Source organism: Sphingomonas immobilis, from assembly GCF_030580995.1.
GTDB classification, from domain to species: Bacteria; Pseudomonadota; Alphaproteobacteria; order Sphingomonadales; family Sphingomonadaceae; genus Sphingomonas; species Sphingomonas immobilis.
On record NZ_JAUQSZ010000002.1, the window covers coordinates 406,696 to 428,974 of the forward strand.

General features: G+C 67.4%; 23 protein-coding genes. 18 read left to right on the forward strand and 5 right to left on the reverse strand.

Annotation, left to right across the window (positions count from 1 at the left end; all coding sequences use genetic code 11):
* Nucleotides 1-95 precede the first annotated feature (95 nt).
* Genes Q5H94_RS05020 through Q5H94_RS05030 form a run of 3 tightly spaced genes read right to left on the reverse strand, consistent with a single transcriptional unit; the run spans nt 96 to nt 5,281 of the window.
* The gene (locus tag Q5H94_RS05020) at nt 96-2,480 is read right to left on the reverse strand and encodes a hypothetical protein (protein ID WP_304560117.1); all 2,385 of its coding nucleotides are present in this window, start codon (nt 2,478-2,480) and stop codon (nt 96-98) included.
* The gene (locus Q5H94_RS05025; protein ID WP_304560118.1) at nt 2,477-4,174 is read right to left on the reverse strand and encodes an Hsp70 family protein; all 1,698 of its coding nucleotides are present in this window, start codon (nt 4,172-4,174) and stop codon (nt 2,477-2,479) included. The genes Q5H94_RS05020 and Q5H94_RS05025 overlap by 4 nt, the downstream gene beginning before the upstream one ends.
* Nucleotides 4,175-4,186: 12 nt before the next feature.
* Complete coding sequence (locus tag Q5H94_RS05030; RefSeq protein ID WP_431312140.1) at nt 4,187-5,281, reverse strand: DUF3667 domain-containing protein; 1,095 nt, start codon at nt 5,279-5,281, stop codon at nt 4,187-4,189.
* Between the two features lie 60 nt (nt 5,282-5,341).
* On the opposite strand from Q5H94_RS05030, the gene Q5H94_RS05035 reads away from it, so the two are divergent.
* From Q5H94_RS05035 to Q5H94_RS05095, 13 genes are all read left to right on the forward strand, one after another.
* The gene (locus Q5H94_RS05035) at nt 5,342-6,607 is read left to right on the forward strand and encodes a glutamate-5-semialdehyde dehydrogenase (RefSeq protein ID WP_304560120.1); all 1,266 of its coding nucleotides are present in this window, start codon (nt 5,342-5,344) and stop codon (nt 6,605-6,607) included.
* Between the two features lie 31 nt (nt 6,608-6,638).
* Complete coding sequence (locus Q5H94_RS05040; RefSeq protein ID WP_304560121.1) at nt 6,639-6,893, forward strand: CopG family transcriptional regulator; 255 nt, start codon at nt 6,639-6,641, stop codon at nt 6,891-6,893.
* The gene (locus Q5H94_RS05045; RefSeq protein WP_304560122.1) at nt 6,890-7,174 is read left to right on the forward strand and encodes a type II toxin-antitoxin system RelE/ParE family toxin; all 285 of its coding nucleotides are present in this window, start codon (nt 6,890-6,892) and stop codon (nt 7,172-7,174) included. Before Q5H94_RS05040 ends, Q5H94_RS05045 begins: the two co-directional genes overlap by 4 nt.
* Nucleotides 7,171-7,797, forward strand: coding sequence for a nicotinate-nucleotide adenylyltransferase (locus tag Q5H94_RS05050; RefSeq protein ID WP_304560176.1), 627 nt, complete (start codon nt 7,171-7,173; stop codon nt 7,795-7,797). Before Q5H94_RS05045 ends, Q5H94_RS05050 begins: the two co-directional genes overlap by 4 nt.
* Before the next feature lie 8 nt (nt 7,798-7,805).
* A complete protein-coding gene (gene rsfS / locus Q5H94_RS05055; RefSeq protein ID WP_304560123.1) occupies nt 7,806-8,195 on the forward strand; it encodes a ribosome silencing factor in 390 nt (129 codons plus the stop codon).
* A 34-nt stretch (nt 8,196-8,229) separates the two neighbouring features.
* Entirely contained in the window at nt 8,230-8,652 is a 423-nt protein-coding gene (locus Q5H94_RS05060; protein ID WP_304560124.1) for a 23S rRNA (pseudouridine(1915)-N(3))-methyltransferase RlmH, read from the forward strand.
* Nucleotides 8,653-8,655: 3 nt separating this feature from the next.
* Nucleotides 8,656-9,843, forward strand: coding sequence for a murein hydrolase activator EnvC family protein (locus tag Q5H94_RS05065; RefSeq protein WP_304560125.1), 1,188 nt, complete (start codon nt 8,656-8,658; stop codon nt 9,841-9,843).
* Between the two features lie 241 nt (nt 9,844-10,084).
* Nucleotides 10,085-11,413, forward strand: coding sequence for a S41 family peptidase (locus tag Q5H94_RS05070; protein WP_304560126.1), 1,329 nt, complete (start codon nt 10,085-10,087; stop codon nt 11,411-11,413).
* A 2-nt stretch (nt 11,414-11,415) separates the two neighbouring features.
* Nucleotides 11,416-11,904: a disulfide bond formation protein B gene (locus Q5H94_RS05075; protein ID WP_304560127.1), complete on the forward strand. Its 489-nt coding sequence runs from the start codon at nt 11,416-11,418 to the stop codon at nt 11,902-11,904.
* Between the two features lie 44 nt (nt 11,905-11,948).
* Nucleotides 11,949-12,440 (forward strand): demethoxyubiquinone hydroxylase family protein, encoded by a 492-nt coding sequence (locus Q5H94_RS05080; protein WP_304560177.1) that lies wholly within the window; start codon nt 11,949-11,951, stop codon nt 12,438-12,440.
* Nucleotides 12,441-12,470: 30 nt separating this feature from the next.
* The gene (locus Q5H94_RS05085; RefSeq protein ID WP_304560128.1) at nt 12,471-12,890 is read left to right on the forward strand and encodes a hypothetical protein; all 420 of its coding nucleotides are present in this window, start codon (nt 12,471-12,473) and stop codon (nt 12,888-12,890) included.
* 67 nt (nt 12,891-12,957) lie between these two features.
* Nucleotides 12,958-13,464 carry a DUF2306 domain-containing protein gene (locus Q5H94_RS05090; protein ID WP_304560129.1) on the forward strand — a complete coding sequence of 169 codons (507 nt, stop codon included), beginning with the start codon at nt 12,958-12,960 and terminating at the stop codon, nt 13,462-13,464.
* A 4-nt stretch (nt 13,465-13,468) separates the two neighbouring features.
* Nucleotides 13,469-14,929 carry a glycosyltransferase family 39 protein gene (locus tag Q5H94_RS05095; protein WP_304560130.1) on the forward strand — a complete coding sequence of 487 codons (1,461 nt, stop codon included), beginning with the start codon at nt 13,469-13,471 and terminating at the stop codon, nt 14,927-14,929.
* Here the strand turns inward: Q5H94_RS05095 and Q5H94_RS05100 are convergent.
* Entirely contained in the window at nt 14,916-15,545 is a 630-nt protein-coding gene (locus Q5H94_RS05100; protein WP_304560131.1) for a DedA family protein, read from the reverse strand. The genes Q5H94_RS05095 and Q5H94_RS05100 overlap by 14 nt on opposite strands.
* Nucleotides 15,546-15,819: 274 nt before the next feature.
* Here Q5H94_RS05100 and rpiA point away from each other — a divergent pair, with 274 nt between their 5' ends.
* From rpiA to Q5H94_RS05125, 5 genes are all read left to right on the forward strand, one after another.
* The gene (gene rpiA, locus Q5H94_RS05105) at nt 15,820-16,500 is read left to right on the forward strand and encodes a ribose-5-phosphate isomerase RpiA (protein ID WP_304560132.1); all 681 of its coding nucleotides are present in this window, start codon (nt 15,820-15,822) and stop codon (nt 16,498-16,500) included.
* 97 nt (nt 16,501-16,597) lie between these two features.
* On the forward strand, nt 16,598-18,679 hold the full coding sequence (gene tkt / locus Q5H94_RS05110; protein WP_304560133.1) for a transketolase: 2,082 nt from the start codon (nt 16,598-16,600) through the stop codon (nt 18,677-18,679).
* 3 nt (nt 18,680-18,682) lie between these two features.
* Nucleotides 18,683-19,792, forward strand: a complete 1,110-nt coding sequence (tal, locus tag Q5H94_RS05115) for a transaldolase (RefSeq protein WP_304560134.1) — start codon at nt 18,683-18,685, stop codon at nt 19,790-19,792.
* Nucleotides 19,793-19,887: 95 nt separating this feature from the next.
* On the forward strand, nt 19,888-20,874 hold the full coding sequence (gene gnd, locus Q5H94_RS05120; protein ID WP_304560135.1) for a phosphogluconate dehydrogenase (NAD(+)-dependent, decarboxylating): 987 nt from the start codon (nt 19,888-19,890) through the stop codon (nt 20,872-20,874).
* The gene (locus Q5H94_RS05125) at nt 20,871-21,671 is read left to right on the forward strand and encodes a Cof-type HAD-IIB family hydrolase (RefSeq protein ID WP_304560136.1); all 801 of its coding nucleotides are present in this window, start codon (nt 20,871-20,873) and stop codon (nt 21,669-21,671) included. The genes gnd and Q5H94_RS05125 overlap by 4 nt, the downstream gene beginning before the upstream one ends.
* 33 nt (nt 21,672-21,704) lie before the next feature.
* On the opposite strand, the gene Q5H94_RS05130 is transcribed toward Q5H94_RS05125, so the two are convergent.
* A complete protein-coding gene (locus tag Q5H94_RS05130; RefSeq protein WP_304560137.1) occupies nt 21,705-22,259 on the reverse strand; it encodes a cytochrome b in 555 nt (184 codons plus the stop codon).
* Nucleotides 22,260-22,279: the final 20 nt, after the last annotated feature.

Below are 22,279 nucleotides of genomic sequence, written 5' to 3' on the forward strand. Positions count from 1 at the left end.
GACAATGCCGGTATTTAGCGGGGTTGAAGCACGAAAATCCGGTTTTGCGGTCAATTCCTTGTGCGACGCAATGTAAATGTGTAAATATATTTACATCATCGAACCGGCTCCGATGCGATGCCGCGACCGATCGTTCTGCGCAGGCGCTCCACGACCGGCGCGCGTTCCAGCGCCTCTGCCATAGCAATGCGTGCATCGCATTGCGCCGCGGGTCCGCTGCTCCCCGCAAGGGCGCGCGCAAAAGAAGCGCCGTCTTCGCCCGCCAGAGCCGCAACCTCGCTGGCGGAATAGGGATCGGCATCGAACCGGATATTCGTACTGGGCCCCGAGCCGGAGGCGACGTTGAAGACGTGCGCGGTCGCGCGGGCGCGCAGCGACGTGGGCAGAACAGGGTCTTCGAGAGCCGTGCGGAGGCTCAGGCATGTCTCCGGCGAGATGGCGCGAAGCGCGCGGAGCCGCGCTGCGCGGATCCGCAGTTCTTCTCTCAGCAGCCCGTCGTCCGCGTCTGGCAGTCGCGCGGCGTAGGCTGTCGTGACAAGTGCCATGATGCGGTCAGCCGCCGCCTCGTCAGCCCCGGATGCGTCGCCCCGGGCTCGAACCACAGCCGCGATCTGCGCATCCAGCGCCGGATTGCCGTCCGCGATCTGCCGGAAGGCGGCGATGCCGTGCAACTGCTCGATCGCGCGGTCGGCATGCGGATCGGTCGCGAGGGCGGTAGCGATGCGGTCGCGCAGGGGTGAGCCGCTGTAATTGTCATCGGCGGCTTCATCCCCCTCTTGCGTGGCAACCGGCACCGTCACCGATCGCTTCACCGGCTTGATCTCGGTCGTTGCGAAAATGGCGATGCCGGCGAACAGCGCGACCAGTGCGATCTTGAGGAAGCGGACGATGCGGACGTCGCCGTCCGTTCGGGTCGCCGTCAGCCTTGCCGCACTCGTCACCAGCAAGCCGAACAGCAGGGTCAGCGCGGCCGGATAGAACAGCTTGGTGAAGCCAAGCGGAACGTAGAGCCGCGACGCGGCGAAGGCGATGACAGCGTAGACGGCCGCCAGCACGACCGCGCCCAAGGCGTTCGGCATTAACCGCCGCGCGCCGATCTCGGCCGCCTGCCGCAGCGGACCCGCCGCGATGCTGAGTGCCAGCGCGGCGGTGATGGTCAGCGCGGCGACGCGGCTTCCGCCACTCGTCACCAGCCCGATCGGCACCGCGAAGAGGCAGCCGATCGCGACGATCCAACCTCCGCGCAGCCGTGCCTTGATCTCCGCCAGATCGGCCGATCCGCCCGCGACCGACATCCACAGCCAGACCAGTGCGGCGGCTCCGGCCAGCGGCCACAGCGCCCAGTCGTGCGGCGGCAGAAACGCCGCGGCGAGGAACACCACGCCGATGCCCGCGACCCAGCCTTCCTGCAGAACCGCCGGGCGCGGCGCCGCCAGCCATGTCCGCCGCAACAGCCGCGCCACAAACGGCGCGATCGGTGCGAGGATCGCCAGCAGCGGCGCCCAGATCGCATAGGGTGCGATCGCCGCGACCGGCTTGCCGAGCCCGTTTTGCATGGCGAAGAACACCACCAGCATCAGCGGGATCGCGGCGAACATGCCGAGCGTCACGTGCGGGCGGGCGAGGAAAGCCTGCCAGCGCGCGACCGAATCGGCCTTGAACGAATGGGCGAGCCCCGGCGTGATCGGCCCGCGCTCCCCCAATAAGGTCTCGACGCCGGTCTCCATACCCGGCCGGAAGGCGTCGATCCTCCACGACCAATAGGCGCCGGCGGGGCGCGTCAGCGTGTTCCACGCCGGATGCAGCGGATGACTATCGCGGCCGAGGTTCTCGATGACCGCCCATTCGTCGAGCCGCTCGATCGCGCGCGCGACGGCGGGGCTCAGCCCGCTCTGCCGGTCCTGCACCCAGCCAAAGGCGCGCGCCGCCTGCGCCAGGATCGCGTCGCTGCGCGGGATGGTCGTCGCGATGAGGTGCGCGATCCAATGCTCGACATCGTCGCGCACGCTGATCTCGCCCATCGCATTGGCGCGCATCACCTGTTCGAAGGTGGCGACGAGCACGCGGTCGTCGCCCGCCCAGGGCCCGCGCAACCCCGCGTCGAGCTTGCCGAGCAGATCATTGAGCGCGGCGATATCGGCCTCGCGTTCGGCGAGGAGGGCGTCGATCTCGGGCTCGGGCCCAGACGATTCGGTCGCGAAGGTGGGGCGCTCGGGTTCGGGCGCGTGCGCGTCCAGCATCGTCGCCAGTTCGCCCTCGGTGACGATCATGGTGAAGCCCGCGGCCCCATCCTCGTTCTCGTCCCCGGCGAAAACGCGCCCGTCGGCATAAGCGAGCGCCATCTCATAGGCGGCGCGCAGTTCCTTGAAGCCTTCGGGATCGTCCTCGGGATGCGTCTCGCGCAGCTTCTTCGCATAGCCGCGGCGGATCGCGGCGCGGTCGCTGCCGGCGGGAAGCCCGAGGATTTCCCAGATGGTCAAAGGAAGCGCTCGCCCTCGATGCGGTCGAGCGCCGTGTGGAAGGCCTCCCGCGCGTGTTCGACGGTGCGCGGGTCCTGGCCCTCGATCGCGCGCTGGAATTCGGCGATCAGCCAGTCGATGTGCGCGCGTTCCTCGCCGAGGAAATTCTCGTAGAGCTTCTCGCCGCGCGCCAGCGCCGCGCGGTTGAGCGCATCGTCGCGCGGATGCGTCTTCAGCGCGGCGAGCGCCTCCCGGCGCTGAGCGATGCTCTCGTCGTCGCCCGCCTGATCGTCGTTGATGACGAGGCTCGTGCGCTCGCCCGATTGCTCGACGAGGATATCGACCTCGAGCAGGCCGGACACATCGTAGGAGAAGCGCACGTCGATGCGCTGCCCCGCCGGGCCGCGCGGCACCTTCACGCGCGTCTTGCCGATCTCGACATTGTCGCGCACCAGCCGCGCCTCGCCCTGATAGATGCCGAACAGCACGTCGGGCTGGTTGTCGGCGAGGGTCACGAACGAATGGACGCGGCTGGCCGGGATGACGGTGTTGCGCTCCAGGATCGGCGCGAAGATCCCGTGTTCGAAGCCGCCGCCGGGGATCGCCCGGCTGATATTGACGCCGAGCGAATAGGGGCAGACGTCGGTGACGACGACTTCCTTCAGCGCCGCGTCCCGCGCCTTGAGCCCCGCCTGCACCGCCGCGCCGAGCGCGACCGCCTCGTCGGGGTTGACCGTCGCGTTGGGAAAGCGCCCGAACATGCGCGCGACGGCGCGGCGCACCAGCGGCATGCGCGTCGCCCCGCCGATCAGGATGATGTCGGAGAGGCCTTCCGGGCGCAGTTCGCTGTCGCGAAGCGCGCGCAGCACCGGCTCGCGCAGCCGCTCGACCAGCGGCGCGGCGGCGACCTCGAAGGCGGTGGTCTGGACCTCCATCTCGTACGGAGTCTCGCCCCACATCACCCGCATCGTCGCCGACGGCGCGGTCGACATGGTGCGGCGCGCTCGCTCGGCCTGTTCGCGGATGCGCTGGTAGAGCCGGTCGTCGCGCACCGCATTGCCCCATTCGCCCGCGAACCGCTCGCGCATCATCGTGATCAGCACCTCGTTGAAATCCTCGCCGCCGAGCTGGTTGTCGCCCGTTGACGCGCGGACCTCGATCACCCCCTCGAAAATCTCGACGATCGACACGTCGAAGGTGCCGCCGCCGAGATCGAACACGAAGAAGCGCGCCTCGCGGTCGAGATGGTGGATGCCGTAGGCGAGGGCGGCGGCGGTCGGTTCGTTGATGAGGCGCTCGACGCGCAGGCCGGCAAGCTCGCCCGCGCGGTGCGTCGCCTTGCGCTGCTGGTCGTTGAAATAGGCCGGAACGGTGATGACGGCCTCGGTGACGGGCTCGCCGAGGAACACCTCGGCATCCTCCTTGAGGCTGCGCAGGACGAGCGCCGACAGCGCCTCGGCGGAATACATCTTTCCGCCGAGCTTGGTGGTGCGCTTGGTGCCCATGTAGCGCTTGAAGGCGGTCGCCGTGACCTCGGGGTGGTTCGCCTGCCGCTCGCGCGCGGCGAGGCCGACAAGGATCTCGCCGCTCTCGTCGAGGCTGACGGCGGACGGGGTGAGCGTCTGGCCGAGGCGGTTGGGGATCAGCATCGGCGCGCCGTCCCGGAACACCGCGCAGGCGCTGTTGGTCGTGCCGAGATCGATGCCGATGATCATGCGTGGGTCCGTTTATTCGCTGGCCGGGCCGACGAGGAAGCCGACCAGCAGCGCGAAGAACAGCGCGCACGCCAGCCCCGCGAAAAGGACGAGCGCCGCCGTCCGCCACAGCGCGCCGCCGCGCGTCAGGCCGTAGGCGCCCTTCAACTGCCGGTACATATGGAACGGCCCGCCGATCGCGATCGCCAGCCAGATGAGCGTGCCGGGAATGCCGATCCAGCGCAGGATGCTGAGACCCACCACGCCGAGCGTCATCGCCGACAGCGAATAGATCGCGAAGATCGCGTGATCGTAGGGTCCGACGTCGCGGCGGAAGGCGAACAGCAGCCAGATAAAGGGCAGCGAAATCGGGATCAGCGCCCAGCTGAACTTGTAGGCGGTCGATTGCAGCTTGTACGCGTAGTAGCGCGGTTCCTTCAGGACATGCGCGGCACGATCATCGATGAAGGCATTGCCGGTATCGACCTTGAGCTTCGCCATGTCGGTATTGGCGGTATCGATCGCGACGCCGGTCGCACGCAGCGCCTTGATCTGCTCGCGCACACCGTCGATCTTCTCGTCGACAGCATCGGTGTCGGCGTCGGCCTTGTTGAGCCGTTTCCGCTCGGCGACCAGCGCGGTCTCGGTCGCCCGCGCCTGTTTCAGCTGTTCGGCGACCTTGCCGCTCACCAGCACCTTGTCGGGCCCCTTGACGTGCGATTTGGCGAAGAACGGCCCGCCGATCGTCTCGATCGTCGCCACCATCAGGAACACCGAGAACAGGAACAGCGCGAGCGGCGAGATGAAGCGCGCGCGCTCACCGGCGATGTAGCGCCGCGTGAGCTGGCCGGGCCGCCGGAACAGCATCGGCAGCGTCCGCCAGATCTTGCCCTCGAAATGGAAGACGCCGTGGAGGAGATCGTGGAACAGCGAGTGCAGCGTGTTGTGGATATGCACCGTCTGCCCACAGGCGAAGCAGAACTCGCCCTGCAGCGCGGTGCCGCAATTGAGGCAGAGGCCGCCGCCGTGCGTGCCTTGCCCGTGCTGCTCGCCCGCCTCCGATTCGACGGCGCGCCCGATCAGAGCGCCCGTGGCGATATCGCCCGCTGCTTCGATTCCCCCGTTCATCCCGCCACGAATATCATCGACTTCGCGAAAGGCGATAGGCGTGATATCGGCGGCACCGTCATGACCGAGCATCAATCCCTGCCCAAAAATCTGGTCGCCGATCTCGGCGCCCGCGCCCGCAATGCCGCCGCGATGCTTGCGGCGCTGCCGGCGGACACCAAGCGCACGGCGTTGCTGGCGGTGGCGGAGGGCCTGCGCGCGGCGACGGCGGAGATCGAAGCGGCCAACGCGCTTGACATGGCGCGCGGGGCCGAGAACGGCCTGTCGCCGGCGATGCTCGACCGGCTGCGGCTGGATGCGAAGCGGATCGCGGGCATGGCCGACGGCGTCGCGGCGGTGGCCGGGCTCGACGATCCGGTCGGCCGCGTGATCGATACGGTCGAACGGCCCAACGGGCTCGTGCTGTCGCGCGTGCGCGTACCCATCGGCGTGATCGGCATCATCTACGAAAGCCGTCCCAACGTGACGGCGGATGCGGCGGCGCTTTGCGTGGCGTCGGGCAATGCCGTCATCCTGCGCGGCGGATCGGAAGCGATCGAGAGCAATCGCGCGATCCACGCCGTCTTCGCGGGCGCGCTGGCGGCGAACGGCCTGCCCGCCGACGCGGTCCAGCTCGTCCCCATCACCGACCGCGCGGTGGTCGGCGCGATGCTGACGGCGGAAGGCGTGATCGACATGATCGTGCCGCGCGGCGGCAAGAGCCTCGTCGCGCGCGTCCAGGCCGAGGCGCGCGTGCCGGTGCTCGCGCATCTCGACGGCATCAACCACGTCTTCGTCCATGCCTCCGCCGATCAAGCGATGGCGGAGGCGATCGTCGTCAACGCCAAGATGCGCCGCACCGGCGTCTGCGGCGCGATGGAGACGCTGTTGATCGACCGCGCCTATCCCGCCATCCCCGCGCTCATCGCGGCTCTGAAGGTGAGCGGATGCGAGGTGCGCGGCGGCCCCGGCCTGCGTGCGATCGTCCCCGATCTCGTTCCCGCGACCGACGAGGATTGGGACACCGAATATCTTGAGGCGATCGCGAGCGCCGGGCTTGTCGACGGGCTGGAAGGCGCTCTCTGCTTCATCGCTAGGCACGGCTCGCACCACACTGACGCGATCGTCGCCGAGGATGCGGAGGTGGCGGAGGCGTTCCTCGCGGGCGTAGACAGCGCGATCGTGCTGTGGAACGCCTCGACGCAGTTTGCCGACGGCGCCGAATTCGGCCTCGGCGCGGAAATCGGCATCGCCACCGGCCGCCTCCACGCGCGCGGCCCCGTCGCGCTGGAAGGGCTGACGACGTACAAGTGGATCGGGCGGGGCAGCGGTCAGGTCCGGCCTTGATGATCAGCCGGCAAGGGCATATTCTGAGTGCATGAACGCCCATAGCGGAATCACGGCGGCGCTAGATGCCGATACCCGCGCGATGCTAGATCGTGTCGCGGCGGAACGCGGTATGTCGCCCGAGGCATATGCGGCTGAAGCCATTCGCCGTGCCGCGGAGAGCGATACCGATTTTCGCGCCTTCGTTCAGGCTGGTATCGACTCCGCCGATCGTGGCGAACTTACGCCGCACGGCGAGGTATTCGCGAGTCTGCGTCAACGAAGGCAGTCGCGCGGGATTGCATGAGCCAGATATTCTGGTCCGATCTCGCCATTGCTGATCTTCAGGACATTGACGACTACTGGTCCCAACACTCCCTGGATGTTGCGGAGCGCATGGCTGACCGGATCGAGCATGCGGCCGCTTTCCTCGTCACTGCGCCGCGCGCCGGGCCCGCGATCCCGGACAGCGAAGCACGCAAGTGGGGCGTCGCATCGACACCATATTTGCTGGTCTATCGCCTGAAAGAGCCGGCCATAGAGATCTTGCGTATTCACCACGGCCGACAGAATTGGCGCGACGTCTGAACCGCATCGGCATCCTCGGCGGGTCGTTCAATCCGGCGCACAAGGGGCACCGCGCGATCAGCCTTGCCGCGATCGACGCGCTTGGGCTCGATGAAGTGTGGTGGCTGGTGTCGCCCGGCAATCCGCTGAAGGAAAAGAGCGGCGACATGGCGCCGCTCGCCGCACGCTTCGCCTCGGCGCGCAAGATGGCGCGCTATGCCCCCATCCGCGTCAGCGCGATCGAGGTGCGGCTCGGCACGCGCTACACCGTCGACACGATCGTAAAATTGCGCCGACTGTACCCCAAGAACCGCTTCATCTGGCTGATGGGGTCGGACAATCTCGCCCAGTTCGATCGCTGGAAAGGATGGCGGCGGATCGCGCGCGAGGTTCCGATTGCGGTTGCGGCCAGACCGGGCTATGATCATGCTGCCCTCGCGGCTCCCGCGATGGGTTGGTTGCGGCGCTTCATCCGGCCCGCAAACCAGGCAATGCGCTGGACGAAGTGGAGAATGCCGGCACTCGTGCTGTTGCGATTCCGTCTCGACCCGACCTCGGCGACCCGGCTGCGTGCAGCCGATCCCGCCTGGCAACTGCGTTTTGTCGAAAGACTGGGGCATGACCCCGAACCACCCACACTTTAGGAACCCACTTGGCCTCTGCACCCCAATCCTATCGCGCGTCGGACTCAGATGAAGTCGAGGCGTTGCATCAACTCGTCCTGTCGTCGCTCGACGACGATCAGGCGGTCGACACCATCTCGATCCCGCTCGCGGGCAAATCGAGCATCGCCGATCACATGGTGATCGCGAGCGGCAAGTCGACGCGCCAGGTCGCCTCGATGGCGCAGAAACTGGCGGAGAAGATCAAGGCGGAACTCGGTCGCACGTCGCGGATCGAGGGCCTGCCGACCGCCGACTGGGTGCTGATCGACGCGGGCGACGTGATCGTCCACCTCTTCCGCCCGGAAGTGCGCAGCTTCTACAATCTCGAGAAGATGTGGGCCTTCGGCGACGCACCGACGCCGGTGGCGAGCGCCTGATCCAATCCGCCGTTCGTACCGAGCGGAGTAGGGGATGCTCCTTCACATCGTCGCGCGCGGGCGCATCGGACGGTCGCCCGAGGCCGAGCTGGTCGATCGCTACGCCAAACGGCTGAGCTGGCCGTTCAAGGTCACCGAACTGCCCGATACCGGCGGCAAGATGCCCGCCGTCGAGCCGGGAACGAAAATCGTCATGCTCGATGAAACCGGCGAGGTGATGGGCTCGCGCGACTTCGCCGCGCGGCTCGAGAGATGGCGCGACGGAGCCACGCGCGAAACGCGCTTCCTGATCGGCGCGGCGGACGGCTTCGACGATGCGCAACGCAAGGAGGCCGACCTTCTCCTCAGCTTCGGCCGCGCGACCTGGCCGCACATGCTTGCCCGCGCGATGCTCGCCGAGCAACTCTGGCGCGCGACGAGCATCCTTGCCAATCACCCCTATCACCGCGAGGGATAGCCGATGCGGGGCGGGCTCATTCTGTGCGCGGTAACGGGAACGGCGGTGATCGCCGCCGTCGCGGTCGCGCAGGGCGCGCCGGAAAATCAGGCCGGGCGGCTCGCGATGGCGAAGGCGGAGTCGGTCGCCGCCGCCGCGCGCTCCGCCGCGCTCGAAGCCGCCGCGACCCGCGAGAAGGACGAGGCCGCCAGGGCGCGCACGCAGGAGGCCGCCGTCGCCGCGCGCGTCCAGCAGGCGGAGGCCGATATCGCCGCCGGGCAGGCACGCATCGCCATCACCGGCAAATTGCTCGCCGATCAGCGCGCGCGCCTCGCCGAGAAACAGGGGCCGATCGCGCGGCTGATCGCGGCGCTGCAATCGCTCGCAAGACGCCCGTCGCTGATCAGTATCGTCCAGCCGGGGTCGGTCGACGATCTCGTCCATGTCCGCGCCGTCCTCGCCAGTACGATGCCGATCGTGCGCGCCCGCACCGCCGCCTTGCGCGCCGATCTCGATCGCACGCGCGCTTTGCAGGCCGACGCGACGCTCGCCGCCGCCGCGCTCGCCGAGAGCCGCACCCGGCTGGAGGCGCAGCGCCTCGCGCTCACCCGGCTGGAGGCGGAGCACCGGCTGAAGTCGCGCGCGCTCGGCCGCGATGCTTTGTTCGAATCGGACCGCGCCATCGCGCTCGGCGAGCGCGCGCGCGACATCGTCGATCTGATGACCAAGCTTGGTGATCAGGCGTCGGTGCGCGAGAGTCTGGCGACGCTGCCCGGCCCGCTGCCGCGCCCGCCGCGCCCGGGCGAGGTCGCCTCCCCGCTCGATACGGTGTCGTGGTCGGCGGCCGCGCCGCCGTACCGGCTGCCGGTCGTCGGGCGGATCGTGACCGGCTTCGGCGAGCTTTCCGACAGCGGCGTGCGCTCGCGCGGGCTCACCATCGCCTCGGCACCCGCCGCGCAGGTGATCGCCCCCGCTGTCGGGCGCGTCGCCTATGCCGGGCCGTTCCGCGATTACGGCACGATCGTCATCCTCGATCATGGCGGCGGGTGGACGACTTTGGTCGACGGCCTCGCGGCGACGACGTGCAAGGTCGGCGAGCGCATTGCGCAAGGCGCCCCGATCGGCCGTGCGGGCGAGGGCGAGGATGCGCGCGTGACGGTCGAACTGCGCCGCCGCGACCGGCCGGTGGACATGACGCCGCTGGTGGGGTGAGGGGCTGTCCTACAGACCGTCGATCTGCGAGATGCAGGGCGCTGGTCTTTCGACATCGCCGGCCCCCCAAGCGGACGATCGCTTTCGCGGAAACAGGCGCGATCAGTGTGACCTTAGTGTGACTTTCCGCGACGAGTACGTAGTCCCGCTCAGCCACGGTTCATCCGCAAGCATGCTTTTGTCTCGCGGGGAAAGCCGCTACGATGGCCGATCCTTCGTGAAGACTGGAATGTAGCTGCCGATGTCCCGCGCGTTTCTTCAGGCCACCGCCATCGCCGCCGTCCTCGCCGTCGTGCCGATCGGCACCCAGGCGATGGCCGCGGTTGACAGCAGCACGTACCGCGAAATCGCGCTGTTCATGGACGTCTTCAATCGCGTGAAGGCGGAATATGTCGACAAGGTCGACGACAAGACTTTGGTGAAGGGCGCGATCGACGGAATGCTCGCCGCGCTCGATCCGCATAGCGGCTACGAGACCGGGCTCGATTACGACAACCTCCGCATCCAGACGACGGGCAGCTACGGCGGCCTCGGCCTGACCGTCACGGCGGAGGACAGCGCGGTCAAGGTGATCGCGCCGCAGGAGGATACGCCGGGCTGGCGCGCGGGCGTGAAGGCGGGCGATTACATCACGCATATCGACGGCAAGTCGATCTTCGGCGACACGCTGGACGAGGCGATCGCGAAGATGCGGGGGCGTCCCGGCACCAAGATCAGCCTGACGATCCTGCGCCCCGGCCGTCCCGAGCCGATCCAGGTGTCGATGGTGCGCGAGACGATCGTGCAGAAGCCGGTCAAATGGTCGGTCAAGGACGGCGTCGGCATCATCAACATCAACTCCTTCTCGGAGCACACCGGCGACGCCGTGAACGCGGCCATCGTCGGCATCAACCGGCAGCTCGGTCATGCGCCGACCGGCTATGTCGTCGACCTGCGCGACAATGGCGGCGGGCTTCGCGACGAGGCGGTCGCGGTCGCCGACAATTTCCTGTCCTCGGGCGTTATCGTCTCGCAGCGCGGGCGCGACCGGGCCGACGTCGAGACTTTCTATGCCGAAAGCTATTTCAAGGGCGATCCTTCGCGCGGGCTGCCGGTAATCGTGCTGACCAACGCCGGCACGGCGTCGGCGTCGGAGATCGTCGCGGGCGCGCTGCAGGATCATCACCGCGCGCTGGTGATGGGCGAGCGCAGCTTCGGCAAGGGTTCGGTCCAGACGGTGATCGACATGGGCTCGAACGCCGCCCTGCGGCTCACCACCTCGCGCTATTTCACGCCGTCGGATCGTTCGGTGCAGGAAGGCGGCATCGAGCCCGACGTGCAGGTGCCCGAAATCTCCGATCCCGATTACAAGCGCCGTCCGGTGTTCCGCGAGGACGATCTGCGCCGCCACCTCATCAACGAGGCCAAGGCGGACAATGCCGCGGTCGAGGATGACAGCAAGCCCGATCCGCGCTTCTCGGCGACGCCGGAGCAGCTCAAGGCCAAGGGCATCGACGATTTCCAGCTCTATTACGCGCTGAACGCGATCAAGCGGCTCGGCCCGGTCGCGCAGGTGGCGTCGAAGAAGTAACGATGGTCCGCGATCCCGCCACCACCGCGCGCGCCCTCGCGCTTGCCGTGCCCGCCGCGCTGCTCGGCGGGGCCTATGCGTTCCAATATGTCGGCGGGCTCTATCCGTGCGAAATGTGCTGGTGGCAGCGGTATCCGCTGTTCGTGGCGCTCTTTTTCGCGGCCTTCGCATTCCTGGTGCGCGGCAAGATCCGGCGGCGCTTGCCGGTCGCCATCGCGGGCCTCGCGATCCTGGTGAGCGGGGCGATCGGCCTGTTCCACGCCGGCGTCGAATATCATTGGTGGAACGGCATCACCGCCTGCACCACGACCATGTCGGGCAGCGGCGGATCGCCCGAGGACATGCTCAAGCGGCTGATCGCCGCGCCGATCATTCGCTGCGACGTTGCGCAGTGGCGGCTGTTCGGCATCTCGCTGGCCGGGTTCAACGCCCTCATCTCGATCCCCGCCGGGCTGATCATCCTCGGCCTGCTGACGAGGCGCAGCCGGTGAGCGGCGGCTGGAAACCCGGCGACCGGCGGCGCAATACGGCGTCGATGATCCGCGTCGATCAGGCCGGCGAATATGGCGCGACGCGCATCTACGCCGGGCAACTGGCGGTAATGGGCGATCGCACGCCCGCCGCGCGCGCCATCGCGGGCATGGCGAATCAGGAAACGCGACATCAGGCGTTTTTCGACGCGATGGTCGCGAAACGGGGTGTACGGCCGACGGTGTTGCAACCGGTGTGGAGCGTTGCTGGTTTTGCCCTTGGTGCGGTTACGGCGGCGCTTGGGCCGGAGGCGGCGATGGCGTGTACCGCCGCGGTCGAGACCGAGATCGACCGGCATTATTCGGATCAGCGCGCCGCGCTGGGCGACAGCGACCCGGAGCTTTCGGCGGCGATCGAGGAGTTTCAGGAGGAAGAACTGGAGCACCGCGCGACCGCGCTGGCTTCGGGGGCGGAGAACGTGCCGGGCTATCCGGTGTTGAGTGGATTGATCGGGCTGGGCTGCCGCGTCGCGATTGCGGCCGCCAAGCGATTTTGACGGGCTGGGACCCGTTTCGGGAGTGATGCGATGACGAGCAAGACCCTATTCCGACTGGCGGCGACCGCCTTGTGCCTGGCACCCGCCCTGGCGAGCGCCCCCGCTGTGGCGCAGGCCAACAAGCAGATTCCGACGATGACCATCTATGGCGACCAGAAATGCCCGACCGACAATGAGGGCAACGAGGTCGTGGTCTGTGTCCGCCGCCCGGCGAGCGAGCAGTTCCGCATCCCCAAGGAGCTGCGCGATTTTAAGGTGACGCCGCAGAACGAATCCTGGGCGGCGCGCGTCGCCGCGACCGACAATGCCGGCGCGAGCGGCATCGGCAGCTGCTCGACCGTCGGACCGGGCGGCAATACCGGCTGCTTCCTCCAGCAATCGAAGAACAACCGCGCGACCAACAAGGAGCGCAAGGCCGACCAGCGCGTGATGGAAGAATCGCTGCCGTAACGCGCGGCGGGTTTTGGTCGGCGCAGCAATCGTCTAACGTGCCCCGGTACGGATTTGGGGGCACGATTTGGCGACGATGGCTGACGGAGCGAAGCGGGTGAAACCGCTGACGCCCGACCTGTACGAGAAGCTGCTGTCGGCCGGCGCGATCGTGCTGCTGGCGGCGGTGATCGTCGCGCTGGCGAAGGGATATCCGCACTGGGGGCAGGTGCCCGGCATCGTGTGGGCGCACCTCGTCACGATCCTGATCGCGCTGGTGCTGACGCCCGTCATGCTGCTGCGCCCGCGCGGTACGAGGCTGCACCGGCAGCTCGGCAAGATCTGGGTCGTGGCGATGTTCCTGACCGCCGCGATTTCGTTCGGGGTGCGCGGATCGTCGGGGCAGTTCAGCCTGATCCACATCCTCTCGGTGTTCGTCGTCGTCATGGCGCCACTCGTCTGGCTGTCGGCGCGGCAGCACAATATCGTCCGCCACCGCCGGATCGTGCGCGGCATGGTGACGGGGGCGCTGCTGATCGCGGGCTTCTTTACCTTCCCGTTCGGCCGGATGCTGGGCAGCTGGCTGTTCGGCTGAGGCGATGCGCGACGTAAAGACCGTTCGCGGCCCCCATGCGGTCGCGCTGGCGCTGTTCGGCCTCGTCTGGTTCTCGTGCGTCTGGTTCGGATCGTGGGAGTTCAACCCCAACAACGCGACCCGTCTGTTCGCCGCCATCGCCATCGTCGAGCGTGGCGAGACGAGGATCGACCGCTACCAATCGCTGACGATCGACAAGGCGCAGTTCGGCGAGCATTTCTACATGGACAAGGCGCCGGGCATGACGCTGATGGCGCTGCCGGTCGTATGGGGCTTCAAGGCGGCGACGGGCGGCGACACGCGCGATTATGTGATCGACGTGACCAATCCCAAGCTCGGGCGTTTCATGGCGGTGCGGCAGCGCGTCGCGGTGGCGCTGGGCGTGGCGATCCTGACCGCGTTCGCGAGCGTGCTGCTGCTCGATCTGGCGACGGGCATCACCGGCAGCCCGGCGGCGGGGACGTTCGCGGCGCTGGGCTATGCGATGGGATCGATCGTGTGGGGCTGGTCGACGACGTTGTTCGGCCACGCGCCGGTCGCGGCGCTGCTGCTGATCGCGACCTGGGCGATCTGGCGAGGCACGAGTACCGTGCGCGATTTCGGGCGCTGGCACTATCCGGTGATGGCGGGGGCGGCGCTCGGCTGGGCGGTGGTGATCGAGTTTCCGGCAGCGCTCGGCGGCGTCGCCATCGGGCTGTGGGCGCTGTGGCGGGCGTGGGGCCATCCGGCGGCGCAGCGCTGGCGTGTGCTCGGCGTCGCGGTCGGCGTCGCGGTGGTGACGGTCCTTCCGCTGTTCGCTTACAACATCGCGGCGTTCGGGACGCCGTTCCGGCTCGGCTATTCGGGCGTGGTCGGTTTCAACGGCATGCAGCAGGGGCTGTTCGGGCTGACCTATCCCAAGCCCGATGCGCTGTTCGGCATCCTGCTCGGCACGCGGCGCGGGCTGTTGTGGTGTTCGCCGGTGATCCTGCTCGGGGCGTGGGGGCTGGTGCAGCTGATCCGCGACCGGGTGACGCGCGACCTCGGGGTGTTGTGTGCGATGCTGGTCGTCATCGTCGTCACCGTCAACGCGTCCTACGTCTATTGGGACGGCGGTGCGTCGATGGGGCCGCGCCATGCGGTGCCGGCGATTCCCTTCCTCGCGATCGGGCTGGCGCGCGTCTGGGCGCAATGGAGCGGGCGGTGGGCGCGGGCCGGGCTGATGGGGCTGATGGCGGTATCGATGCTGCTCAACTTCGCGATCGCATCGACCGACGTGTTCGCGTCCGAGGCGTATGACAATCCGGTGTGGGATCTGACGATCCGCACGATGGTGCCGCTCGGCCTGTTCCGCACCCTTCCAAACGACTTCTGGGGCTGGCCGGGGTGGCGCGGGATATTGCTCTACCTCGTCGTTGCGCTGCCCGCGCTGTGGGTGATCCTGCGCTGGACGCGCGATGCGGAAGCGAAGCTCAGCGCTTCCTGAGGCCGTGCAGGCGGTGCCACACGAAGAAGCCCGCCAGTGCCAGCAGCACCACCGCGATCACCACGTCGGCGGAGTGGAAAGCGGCCTTCACGCGCGGATCGCTGTCCCACTTCTCGCCCAAAGTCGCGCCGAGCCACGCCAGCCCGAAGCACCACGGCCATGATCCGATGAAGGTGTAGATGTGGAACGGCACCAGCGGCATCCGCGCAACGCCCGCCGGAAAGGCGATAAACGAGCGGATCAGCGGCAGCAGCCGCGCGATCAGCACCGCGATGCCGCCGAAACGCTGGAAAAAGCGATCCGCCGTATCGAGCTCGCCGGGGCCGACGAGGACGTAGCGGCCCCATTTCTCCGCCAGCGGCCGGCCGCCATGCTTGCCGATCTCATAGGCGACGATCGAGCCGAGGTTGCAGCCGATCGCGCCCGCTGTGGCGACCAGCAGCAGGTTCATCTCGCCCTTCCACACCAGATAGCCCGCGAACGGCATGATGATCTCGCTCGGCAGCGGGATGCACGCCGATTCAATCGCCATCAGCAGCACGATGCCGAGATAGCCGCCGCTGGAAATCACCCAGATGATCCAGGTGGCGAGGAAGGTGAGGATTTTCTCGATCATGGGAGGCGGCAATGCCTTGCGCAGGCATTGCTCGCCAGAAAAATATCGTTGCTCGCGCGTTTCTTCACGAACGGCGTGGGCGAAGGTGTCGAAGGTGACGCAACATCACCGCGAAAATGCGACGAACCGAGTGGCAAGAGACGAATTGCGATAGAGGAGACGCGAGGGCGGTGGCGACCATGTCCGCTTCATGCCGGATTACGCTAGTGTAGGACAGGGTTCTTCTCCCCTCCCTTCCAGGGAGGGGAATTCTGAAGCGTATGCGGAGACCGAAGTGGCCAACGAAGCAGACAAACGCGCCGCTGCGCTCGCCGCCGCGGAAGAGATCGAGAGCGGGATGCTGATCGGGCTCGGCACGGGCACCACCGCCGCCTTCGCGATCGCGCGCGTGGGGGAACTGGTGCGCGGCGGGCTCGCCGTCCGCGCGGTCGCGACGTCGCTGGAAACCGAGCGGCTGGCGCGCGCCGCAGGGATCGCCATGCTCGATTTCGCCGATGTGCCCGCGATCGACCTCTGCATCGACGGCGCGGACGAGATCGACGCGCGTCTCCACGCTATCAAGGGGGGCGGCGGGGCGATGCTGCGCGAGAAGATCGTCGCCAGCGCGGCGCTGCGCATGGTGGTGATCGCCGACGCATCGAAGCGCGTCGAGGCCATCGGTCGCGCGGGGGTGCCGGTCGAAACCTTGCCCTTCGCACGCGCCTTCGTCGCCGACCGGCTTGAGTCGCTGGGCGCGGAAGTCACGCTCCGGCACCGCGGCGGGGCGCCGTTTGCGACCGATCAGAACAATATCATCCTCGACTGCGCATTTTCGGCAATCGACGATCCGTGCCGTCTGGCCGACGAAATCGCCCGGATTCCCGGCGCTTTGGGCCACGGACTGTTCGTGTCGGAGGTCGATGCCGCCTATATCGCGACAAACGGGCGCGTGACTCGACAGACCCGGCCCGTATAGGCGAGCGGAACGCGCGCGAAACGGTCGGGTGACGACGGTTTCACGCAACCACATCAACATGGTGGCGTTAGGGTCACCAGCAACGAAGGTTCCCTGCATGTCCGACGCCCCCACCATTGCCCCGGTCGCAGGTCTGCACGAGGACGGCAGCCCCGAGCGGCTGGCGATCGACACGATCCGCACCTTGTCGATGGATGCGGTGCAGGCGGCCAATTCCGGCCACCCCGGCACGCCGATGGCGCTGGCGCCGGTCGGCCATACGCTGTGGACGAAGTTCCTGCGCTACGATCCCGCCGCTGCCGACTGGCCCAACCGCGACCGCTTCGTGCTGTCGGTCGGCCATGCCTCGATGCTGCTCTATGCGCTGATCTATCTGGCGGGGATCGAGGAGATCGATGCGGAAGGGCGCAAGACCGGCAAGCCCGCGCTCAGCCTCGACGACATCAAGGCCTTCCGCCAGCTCGGCTCGAAGACGCCGGGCCATCCCGAATATCGCCACACCACCGGCGTCGAGACCACGACCGGCCCGTTGGGGCAGGGTTGCGGCAATTCGGTCGGCATGGCAATCGCCGAGCGCTGGTTCGCGGCGCGCTACAACAAGCCCGATCACGTGCTGTTCGACCATGACGTCTACTCGCTGTGCGGCGACGGCGACATGATGGAAGGCGTCTCGGCGGAAGCCGCGTCGCTGGCGGGGCACCTCAAGCTCTCCAACCTGTGCTGGATCTACGACAGCAATCACATCTCGATCGAGGGCGGCACCGATCTCGCGTTCGACGAGGACGTCGGCATGCGCTTCCAGGCCTATGGCTGGAACGTCATTCATGTCGACGACGCCAACGACATCGCCGCACTGACCGCGGCGTTCGACACGTTCAAGGCGACGACCGACAAGCCGACCTTCATCGTCGTCCATTCGGTGATCGGCTGGGGTTCGCCGCGCGCCGGGTCCGAAAAGGCGCACGGCGAGCCGCTGGGCGAGGACAATGTCCGCGCCACGAAACAGGCCTATGGCTGGCCCGAGGACAAGAATTTCTACGTGCCCGAGGGCGTACAGGCGGCGTTCCAGCAGACGCTGGCGAGCCGCGGCGGCGCGCTGCATGCGGCCTGGCAAGTGACGCGCGAAAGCTATCGCAGCGCCTTCCCGGACCTCTCGGCCGAGCTCGACGCGATCCTGTCGGACTCGCTGCCCGAGGGCTGGGACGCCGACATTCCGGTGTTCGAGGCGGATGCCAAGGGCCTCGCCAGCCGCGATGCGGGCGGCAAGGTGCTCAACGCCATCGCCAAGCGCGTGCCGTGGCTGCTCGGCGGATCGGCCGATCTCGCGCCGTCGACCAAGACCGACATCAAGGGCGCGCCCTCGTTCGAGGCGGACAATTACGGCGGCACCAACTTCCACTTCGGCGTGCGCGAACACGGCATGGGCGCGGTGGTGAACGGCATGACGCTGTCGCACCTGCGCGGCTATGGTTCGACCTTCTTCGTCTTCCTCGATTACATGCGCGCGCCGGTGCGCCTCTCGGCGCTGATGGAGCTGGGCGCGGTGTGGGTGTTCACGCACGATTCGATCGGCGTGGGCGAGGATGGCCCGACGCACCAGCCGATCGAGCATCTCGTCACGCTGCGCGCGATCCCCGGTCTCGACACGATCCGCCCGGCCGATGCCAACGAGGTCGCGGCGGCGTGGAAGGCGATCGTTTCGAAGGCCAATCACCCGACCGCGCTGATCCTCTCGCGCCAGGCGCTGCCGACGATCGATCGTTCGAAATACGCCAGCGCGGACGGCGTCGCCAAGGGTGCCTATGTGCTCGCCGACAGCGACAGCCCGGAGTTGATCCTGATCGCGACCGGCTCCGAAGTGAGCCTCGCGCTGGATGCTTACGAGAAGCTCAAGGCCGAGGGTGTGCAGGCGCGCGTCGTGTCGATGCCGAGCTGGCACCGCTACGAATTGCAGGATCAGGCGTACAAGGAATCGGTGCTGCCCAAGGCCGTGCCCGCGCGCATCGCCATCGAGATGGGCGGCGAGATCGGCTGGGACCGCTATGTCGGCCTCGACGGCAAGACCATCACCATGTCGACCTTCGGCGCATCGGCCCCGCTCGCCAAGCTGCAGGACAAGTTCGGCTTCACCGTCGACAACGTGCTGAAGGTCAGCCGCGAACTGCTCGGAAAAGGATAAGTCATGAGCCTTCTCAAGGATCTCGGCAGCCACGGCCAGGCGGTGTGGCTCGATTTCGTCGACCGCAAGTTTCTTGCGGACGGTGGTTTGCAGAAGCTGGTCGATGCGGACGGGCTGACCGGCGTCACCTCCAATCCCTCGATCTTCGAGAAGGCGATGGGCCACGGCGACGCCTATGACGCCGATCTCGCCGCGTTCGACAAGGCCAATCCGGGCGCGAGCGCGATGGCGCGCTACGAGCATCTCGCGATCGGCGATATCCGCACCGCCGCCGACACGCTGCGCCCGGTCTATGACCGGCTCGACGCGAAGGACGGCTATGTCAGCCTCGAAGTGTCGCCCTATCTCGCCAACGACACCGACGGCACGATTGCGGAGGCCGCGAAGCTGTGGGGCGAGGTCGACCGGCCGAACCTGATGATCAAGATCCCCGGCACCCCCGCCGGCGTGCCCGCCATCGCCGCGACGATCGCGGCGGGGATCAACGTCAACGTGACGTTGTTGTTCTCGATCTCGGCCTATCAGGCGGTCGCGCTCGCCTATGTCGAGGGGCTCGAGGCGCGCGTCGCCAGGGGCGAGGCGATCGACAGGATCGCATCGGTGGCGAGCTTCTTCGTCAGCCGCATCGATGCGAAGATCGACGACAAGATCGATGCCGGCGTAGGCGGCGACGATGCCAAGGCGCTGAAGGGCAAGGTCGCCATCGCCAACGCCAAGCTAGCGTACGACTGGTATCGCGATTTCGCCAAGTCGGCGCGCTGGCAGGCGCTCGCCGCCAAGGGCGCGCAGCCGCAGCGGTTGCTGTGGGCATCGACCGGCACCAAGAACCCGGACTATCCCGACACGCTCTATCTCGACACGCTGATCGGCGCGGAAACGGTCAACACCGTGCCGCCCAAGACGATGGATGCCTTCCGCGATCACGGCACCGTCGCCGACACGCTCGGTGCGGATATCGCGGGCGCGCGCCATGTGATCAGCGAGGCGGAACGGCTCGGGCTCGATCTCGACGGCGTCACCGATACGCTGGTCGAGGAGGGCGTCGGTTCGTTCTCCAAGGCGTTCGACGATCTGCTCGGCGCGATCGCCGCGAAACAACCCGCCACGGCCTGATCTTATCACCGTTCGTGCTGAGCGAAGTCGAAGCACGTGCCCGGAACACACCCTTCGACTTCGCTCAGGGTGAACGGAAGTAGGAGCGTGCGACTATGAAGATCGGCATCATCGGCCTCGGCCGCATGGGCGGCAATATCGCCAAGCGGTTGATGCGCGCGGGGCACGAAGCCGTCGTCTATGATCGCAACCAGAGCGCGATCGACGAACTGGTGAGCGGCGGCGCGGTCGGCGCGTCCTCGCTGGAGGACATGCACGCCAAGCTCGCCGATCCGCCGATCTACTGGGTGATGCTGCCCGCCGGCGACCCGACCGAACAGACGATCGAGGCGCTCGCCGGTCTGTGCAAGTCCGAAGCGATCATCATCGACGGCGGCAACACCTTCTACAAGGACGATATCCGCCGCGCGAAGGCGCTCGCCGAAAAGAACGTCAAATACGTCGACGTCGGCACGTCGGGTGGCGTGTGGGGGCTGGAGCGCGGCTATTGCATGATGGTCGGCGGGCCCAAGGAAACGGTCGACCTGCTCGATCCGATCCTCGAGGCGCTGGCGCCCGGGCTCGGCACGATCCCGCGCACGCCGGGCCGCGACGGCACGCCGAACGAGGATCCGCGTGCGGAGAAGGGCTATATCCACGCCGGCCCCGCCGGTGCCGGGCATTTCGTGAAGATGGTTCACAACGGCATCGAATACGGCCTGATGGCGGCCTATGCGGAAGGCTTCGATATCCTCGCGGGCAAGGGCTCCGAGAAACTGCCCGAGGACGAGCGTTTCGACCTCAACCTAACCGATATCGCCGAGGTGTGGCGGCGCGGCAGCGTGATCTCGTCGTGGCTGCTCGATCTGTCGGCCTCGGCGCTGGCGAGCGATCAGGAGCTGGCCAAGTTCAGCGGCAAGGTCGCCGATTCCGGCGAGGGCCACTGGACGGTCGAAGCGGCGATGGAGGAGGCGGTGCCGGCATACGTCCTCTCCGCCGCGCTGTTCGCGCGCTATCGCAGCCGCGTCGATCACACGTTCGGCGACAAGTTGCTGTCGGCGATGCGCTTCGGCTTCGGCGGGCATGTCGAGATGCCGCAGTGAGTGTGAAGCTCGTCGTTTCGGACGTGGACGGAACCTTGGTCGACAAGGAAAAGAAGCTGACGCCCGGCACGATCGCGGCGGTGAAGCGGCTGCAGGCGGCAGGCGTCGGTTTCACGATCATCTCCGCGCGGCCGCGATCGGGCATGATGCCGATTGCCGATGCGCTCGACCTCGACGTGCCGATGGGGGCGTTCAACGGGGGCACGATCTTCCGCCGCGACGGCAGCGTGACGTGTCAGCACCGTATCCCGCGCGCGGTCGTCGAGGGCGTGTTCGCCTTCGCCGACGGGCTCGCGGTCGATCGCTGGGTGTTCGCCGATGATCGTTGGTACGCGAGCAGCCTGGAAGGGGTGCATGTCGAGCATGAGCGCATCGCCTCCAACCAGGAGCCGGTGCTGACGCAGGATTTCACCGGGCTCTACGACCGCGCCGACAAGGTTACATTCGTCAGCGACGCGCCGCGCGTGTTGTCGAGCCTCGCCGGGCGGATCGGGCTGTTCGCGGGGCAGGCGACGATCGTCCAGTCGCAGGTCTATTATCTCGACGTAACTGCGCTCGCCGCCAACAAGGGCGACGGCATCGCGCTGCTTGCCGAGGCGATGGGCGTGCCGCTCGCCGACACCTGCGCGATCGGCGACCAGCACAACGACCTGCCGATGTTCGCCCGCGCCGGCCTGTCGATCGCGATGGGGCAGGGGCCGGCGGAGGTGCGCGCGAAGGCGAAGCACGTCACCGCCGGCAATGACGAGGACGGTGTGGCCAGGGCGATCGACGGGATCATCCTCGCCGGGCGCTAATTTGATCCTCCTCCTGGCCGGGGAGGATGGAAATCAGGGCAGCATCCGCTGCAATTCGGGTTCGCGATCGAGGAACTGGTGCTTCAGCGCGCCACCGACATGCAGCGCGAACAGCGCGTAGAGCGCGTATGCGAACCAGCCGTGCAGCGCCCCGAACAGATCGTGCAGATAGTCGCGCGTTGCGGGCTCCAGCGACTGGAAGCCGCCGATGCGCGGCCATTCAAACAGGTGGAACCAGTACATCGGATGCGTCGCGGCATCCTTCCATGCCGAATCCATGATCCACCCGGTCAGCGGCATGGCGAACATGATGAGATAGAGCAGCCAGTGCGTAACGTGGCTCGCCGTGACCTCCCATTTCGCATAGCCGGTGGGCAGCGCTGGCGGCCGGTGCGTCAGCCGCCACAGCAGCCGCATGATGGCGAGGCCGAGGACGAGGATACCGATCGACTTGTGATTGTCGATCAGCGGCCGCACGCTTTCGTCCGCCACGTTGGGCCACGCCCAGGCGAGGCCGACGTTGACGACGATCAGCAGCGCGATCAGCCAGTGGAGCGCCATCGCGGTCTTGGTATAACGCCGGATCATCGTTGGCCCTCCATTTGTCA

Coding starts and splice junctions, on each gene's coding strand:
- Q5H94_RS05100 (WP_304560131.1), bottom strand. CDS start 15,545: ATGATCGAGAAAATCCTCACCTTCCTCGCCACCTGGATCATCTGGGTG.
- Q5H94_RS05070 (WP_304560126.1), top strand. CDS start 10,085: ATGTCCCGCGCGTTTCTTCAGGCCACCGCCATCGCCGCCGTCCTCGCC.
- Q5H94_RS05080 (WP_304560177.1), top strand. CDS start 11,949: ATGATCCGCGTCGATCAGGCCGGCGAATATGGCGCGACGCGCATCTAC.
- Q5H94_RS05025 (WP_304560118.1), bottom strand. CDS start 4,174: ATGATCATCGGCATCGATCTCGGCACGACCAACAGCGCCTGCGCGGTG.
- Q5H94_RS05060 (WP_304560124.1), top strand. CDS start 8,230: ATGCTCCTTCACATCGTCGCGCGCGGGCGCATCGGACGGTCGCCCGAG.
- Q5H94_RS05095 (WP_304560130.1), top strand. CDS start 13,469: ATGCGCGACGTAAAGACCGTTCGCGGCCCCCATGCGGTCGCGCTGGCG.
- Q5H94_RS05030 (WP_431312140.1), bottom strand. CDS start 5,281: ATGAACGGGGGAATCGAAGCAGCGGGCGATATCGCCACGGGCGCTCTG.
- gnd (WP_304560135.1), top strand. CDS start 19,888: ATGAAGATCGGCATCATCGGCCTCGGCCGCATGGGCGGCAATATCGCC.
- Q5H94_RS05035 (WP_304560120.1), top strand. CDS start 5,342: ATGACCGAGCATCAATCCCTGCCCAAAAATCTGGTCGCCGATCTCGGC.
- Q5H94_RS05075 (WP_304560127.1), top strand. CDS start 11,416: ATGGTCCGCGATCCCGCCACCACCGCGCGCGCCCTCGCGCTTGCCGTG.
- tkt (WP_304560133.1), top strand. CDS start 16,598: ATGTCCGACGCCCCCACCATTGCCCCGGTCGCAGGTCTGCACGAGGAC.
- Q5H94_RS05065 (WP_304560125.1), top strand. CDS start 8,656: ATGCGGGGCGGGCTCATTCTGTGCGCGGTAACGGGAACGGCGGTGATC.
- Q5H94_RS05045 (WP_304560122.1), top strand. CDS start 6,890: ATGAGCCAGATATTCTGGTCCGATCTCGCCATTGCTGATCTTCAGGAC.
- Q5H94_RS05040 (WP_304560121.1), top strand. CDS start 6,639: ATGAACGCCCATAGCGGAATCACGGCGGCGCTAGATGCCGATACCCGC.
- Q5H94_RS05085 (WP_304560128.1), top strand. CDS start 12,471: ATGACGAGCAAGACCCTATTCCGACTGGCGGCGACCGCCTTGTGCCTG.
- Q5H94_RS05130 (WP_304560137.1), bottom strand. CDS start 22,259: ATGATCCGGCGTTATACCAAGACCGCGATGGCGCTCCACTGGCTGATC.
- tal (WP_304560134.1), top strand. CDS start 18,683: ATGAGCCTTCTCAAGGATCTCGGCAGCCACGGCCAGGCGGTGTGGCTC.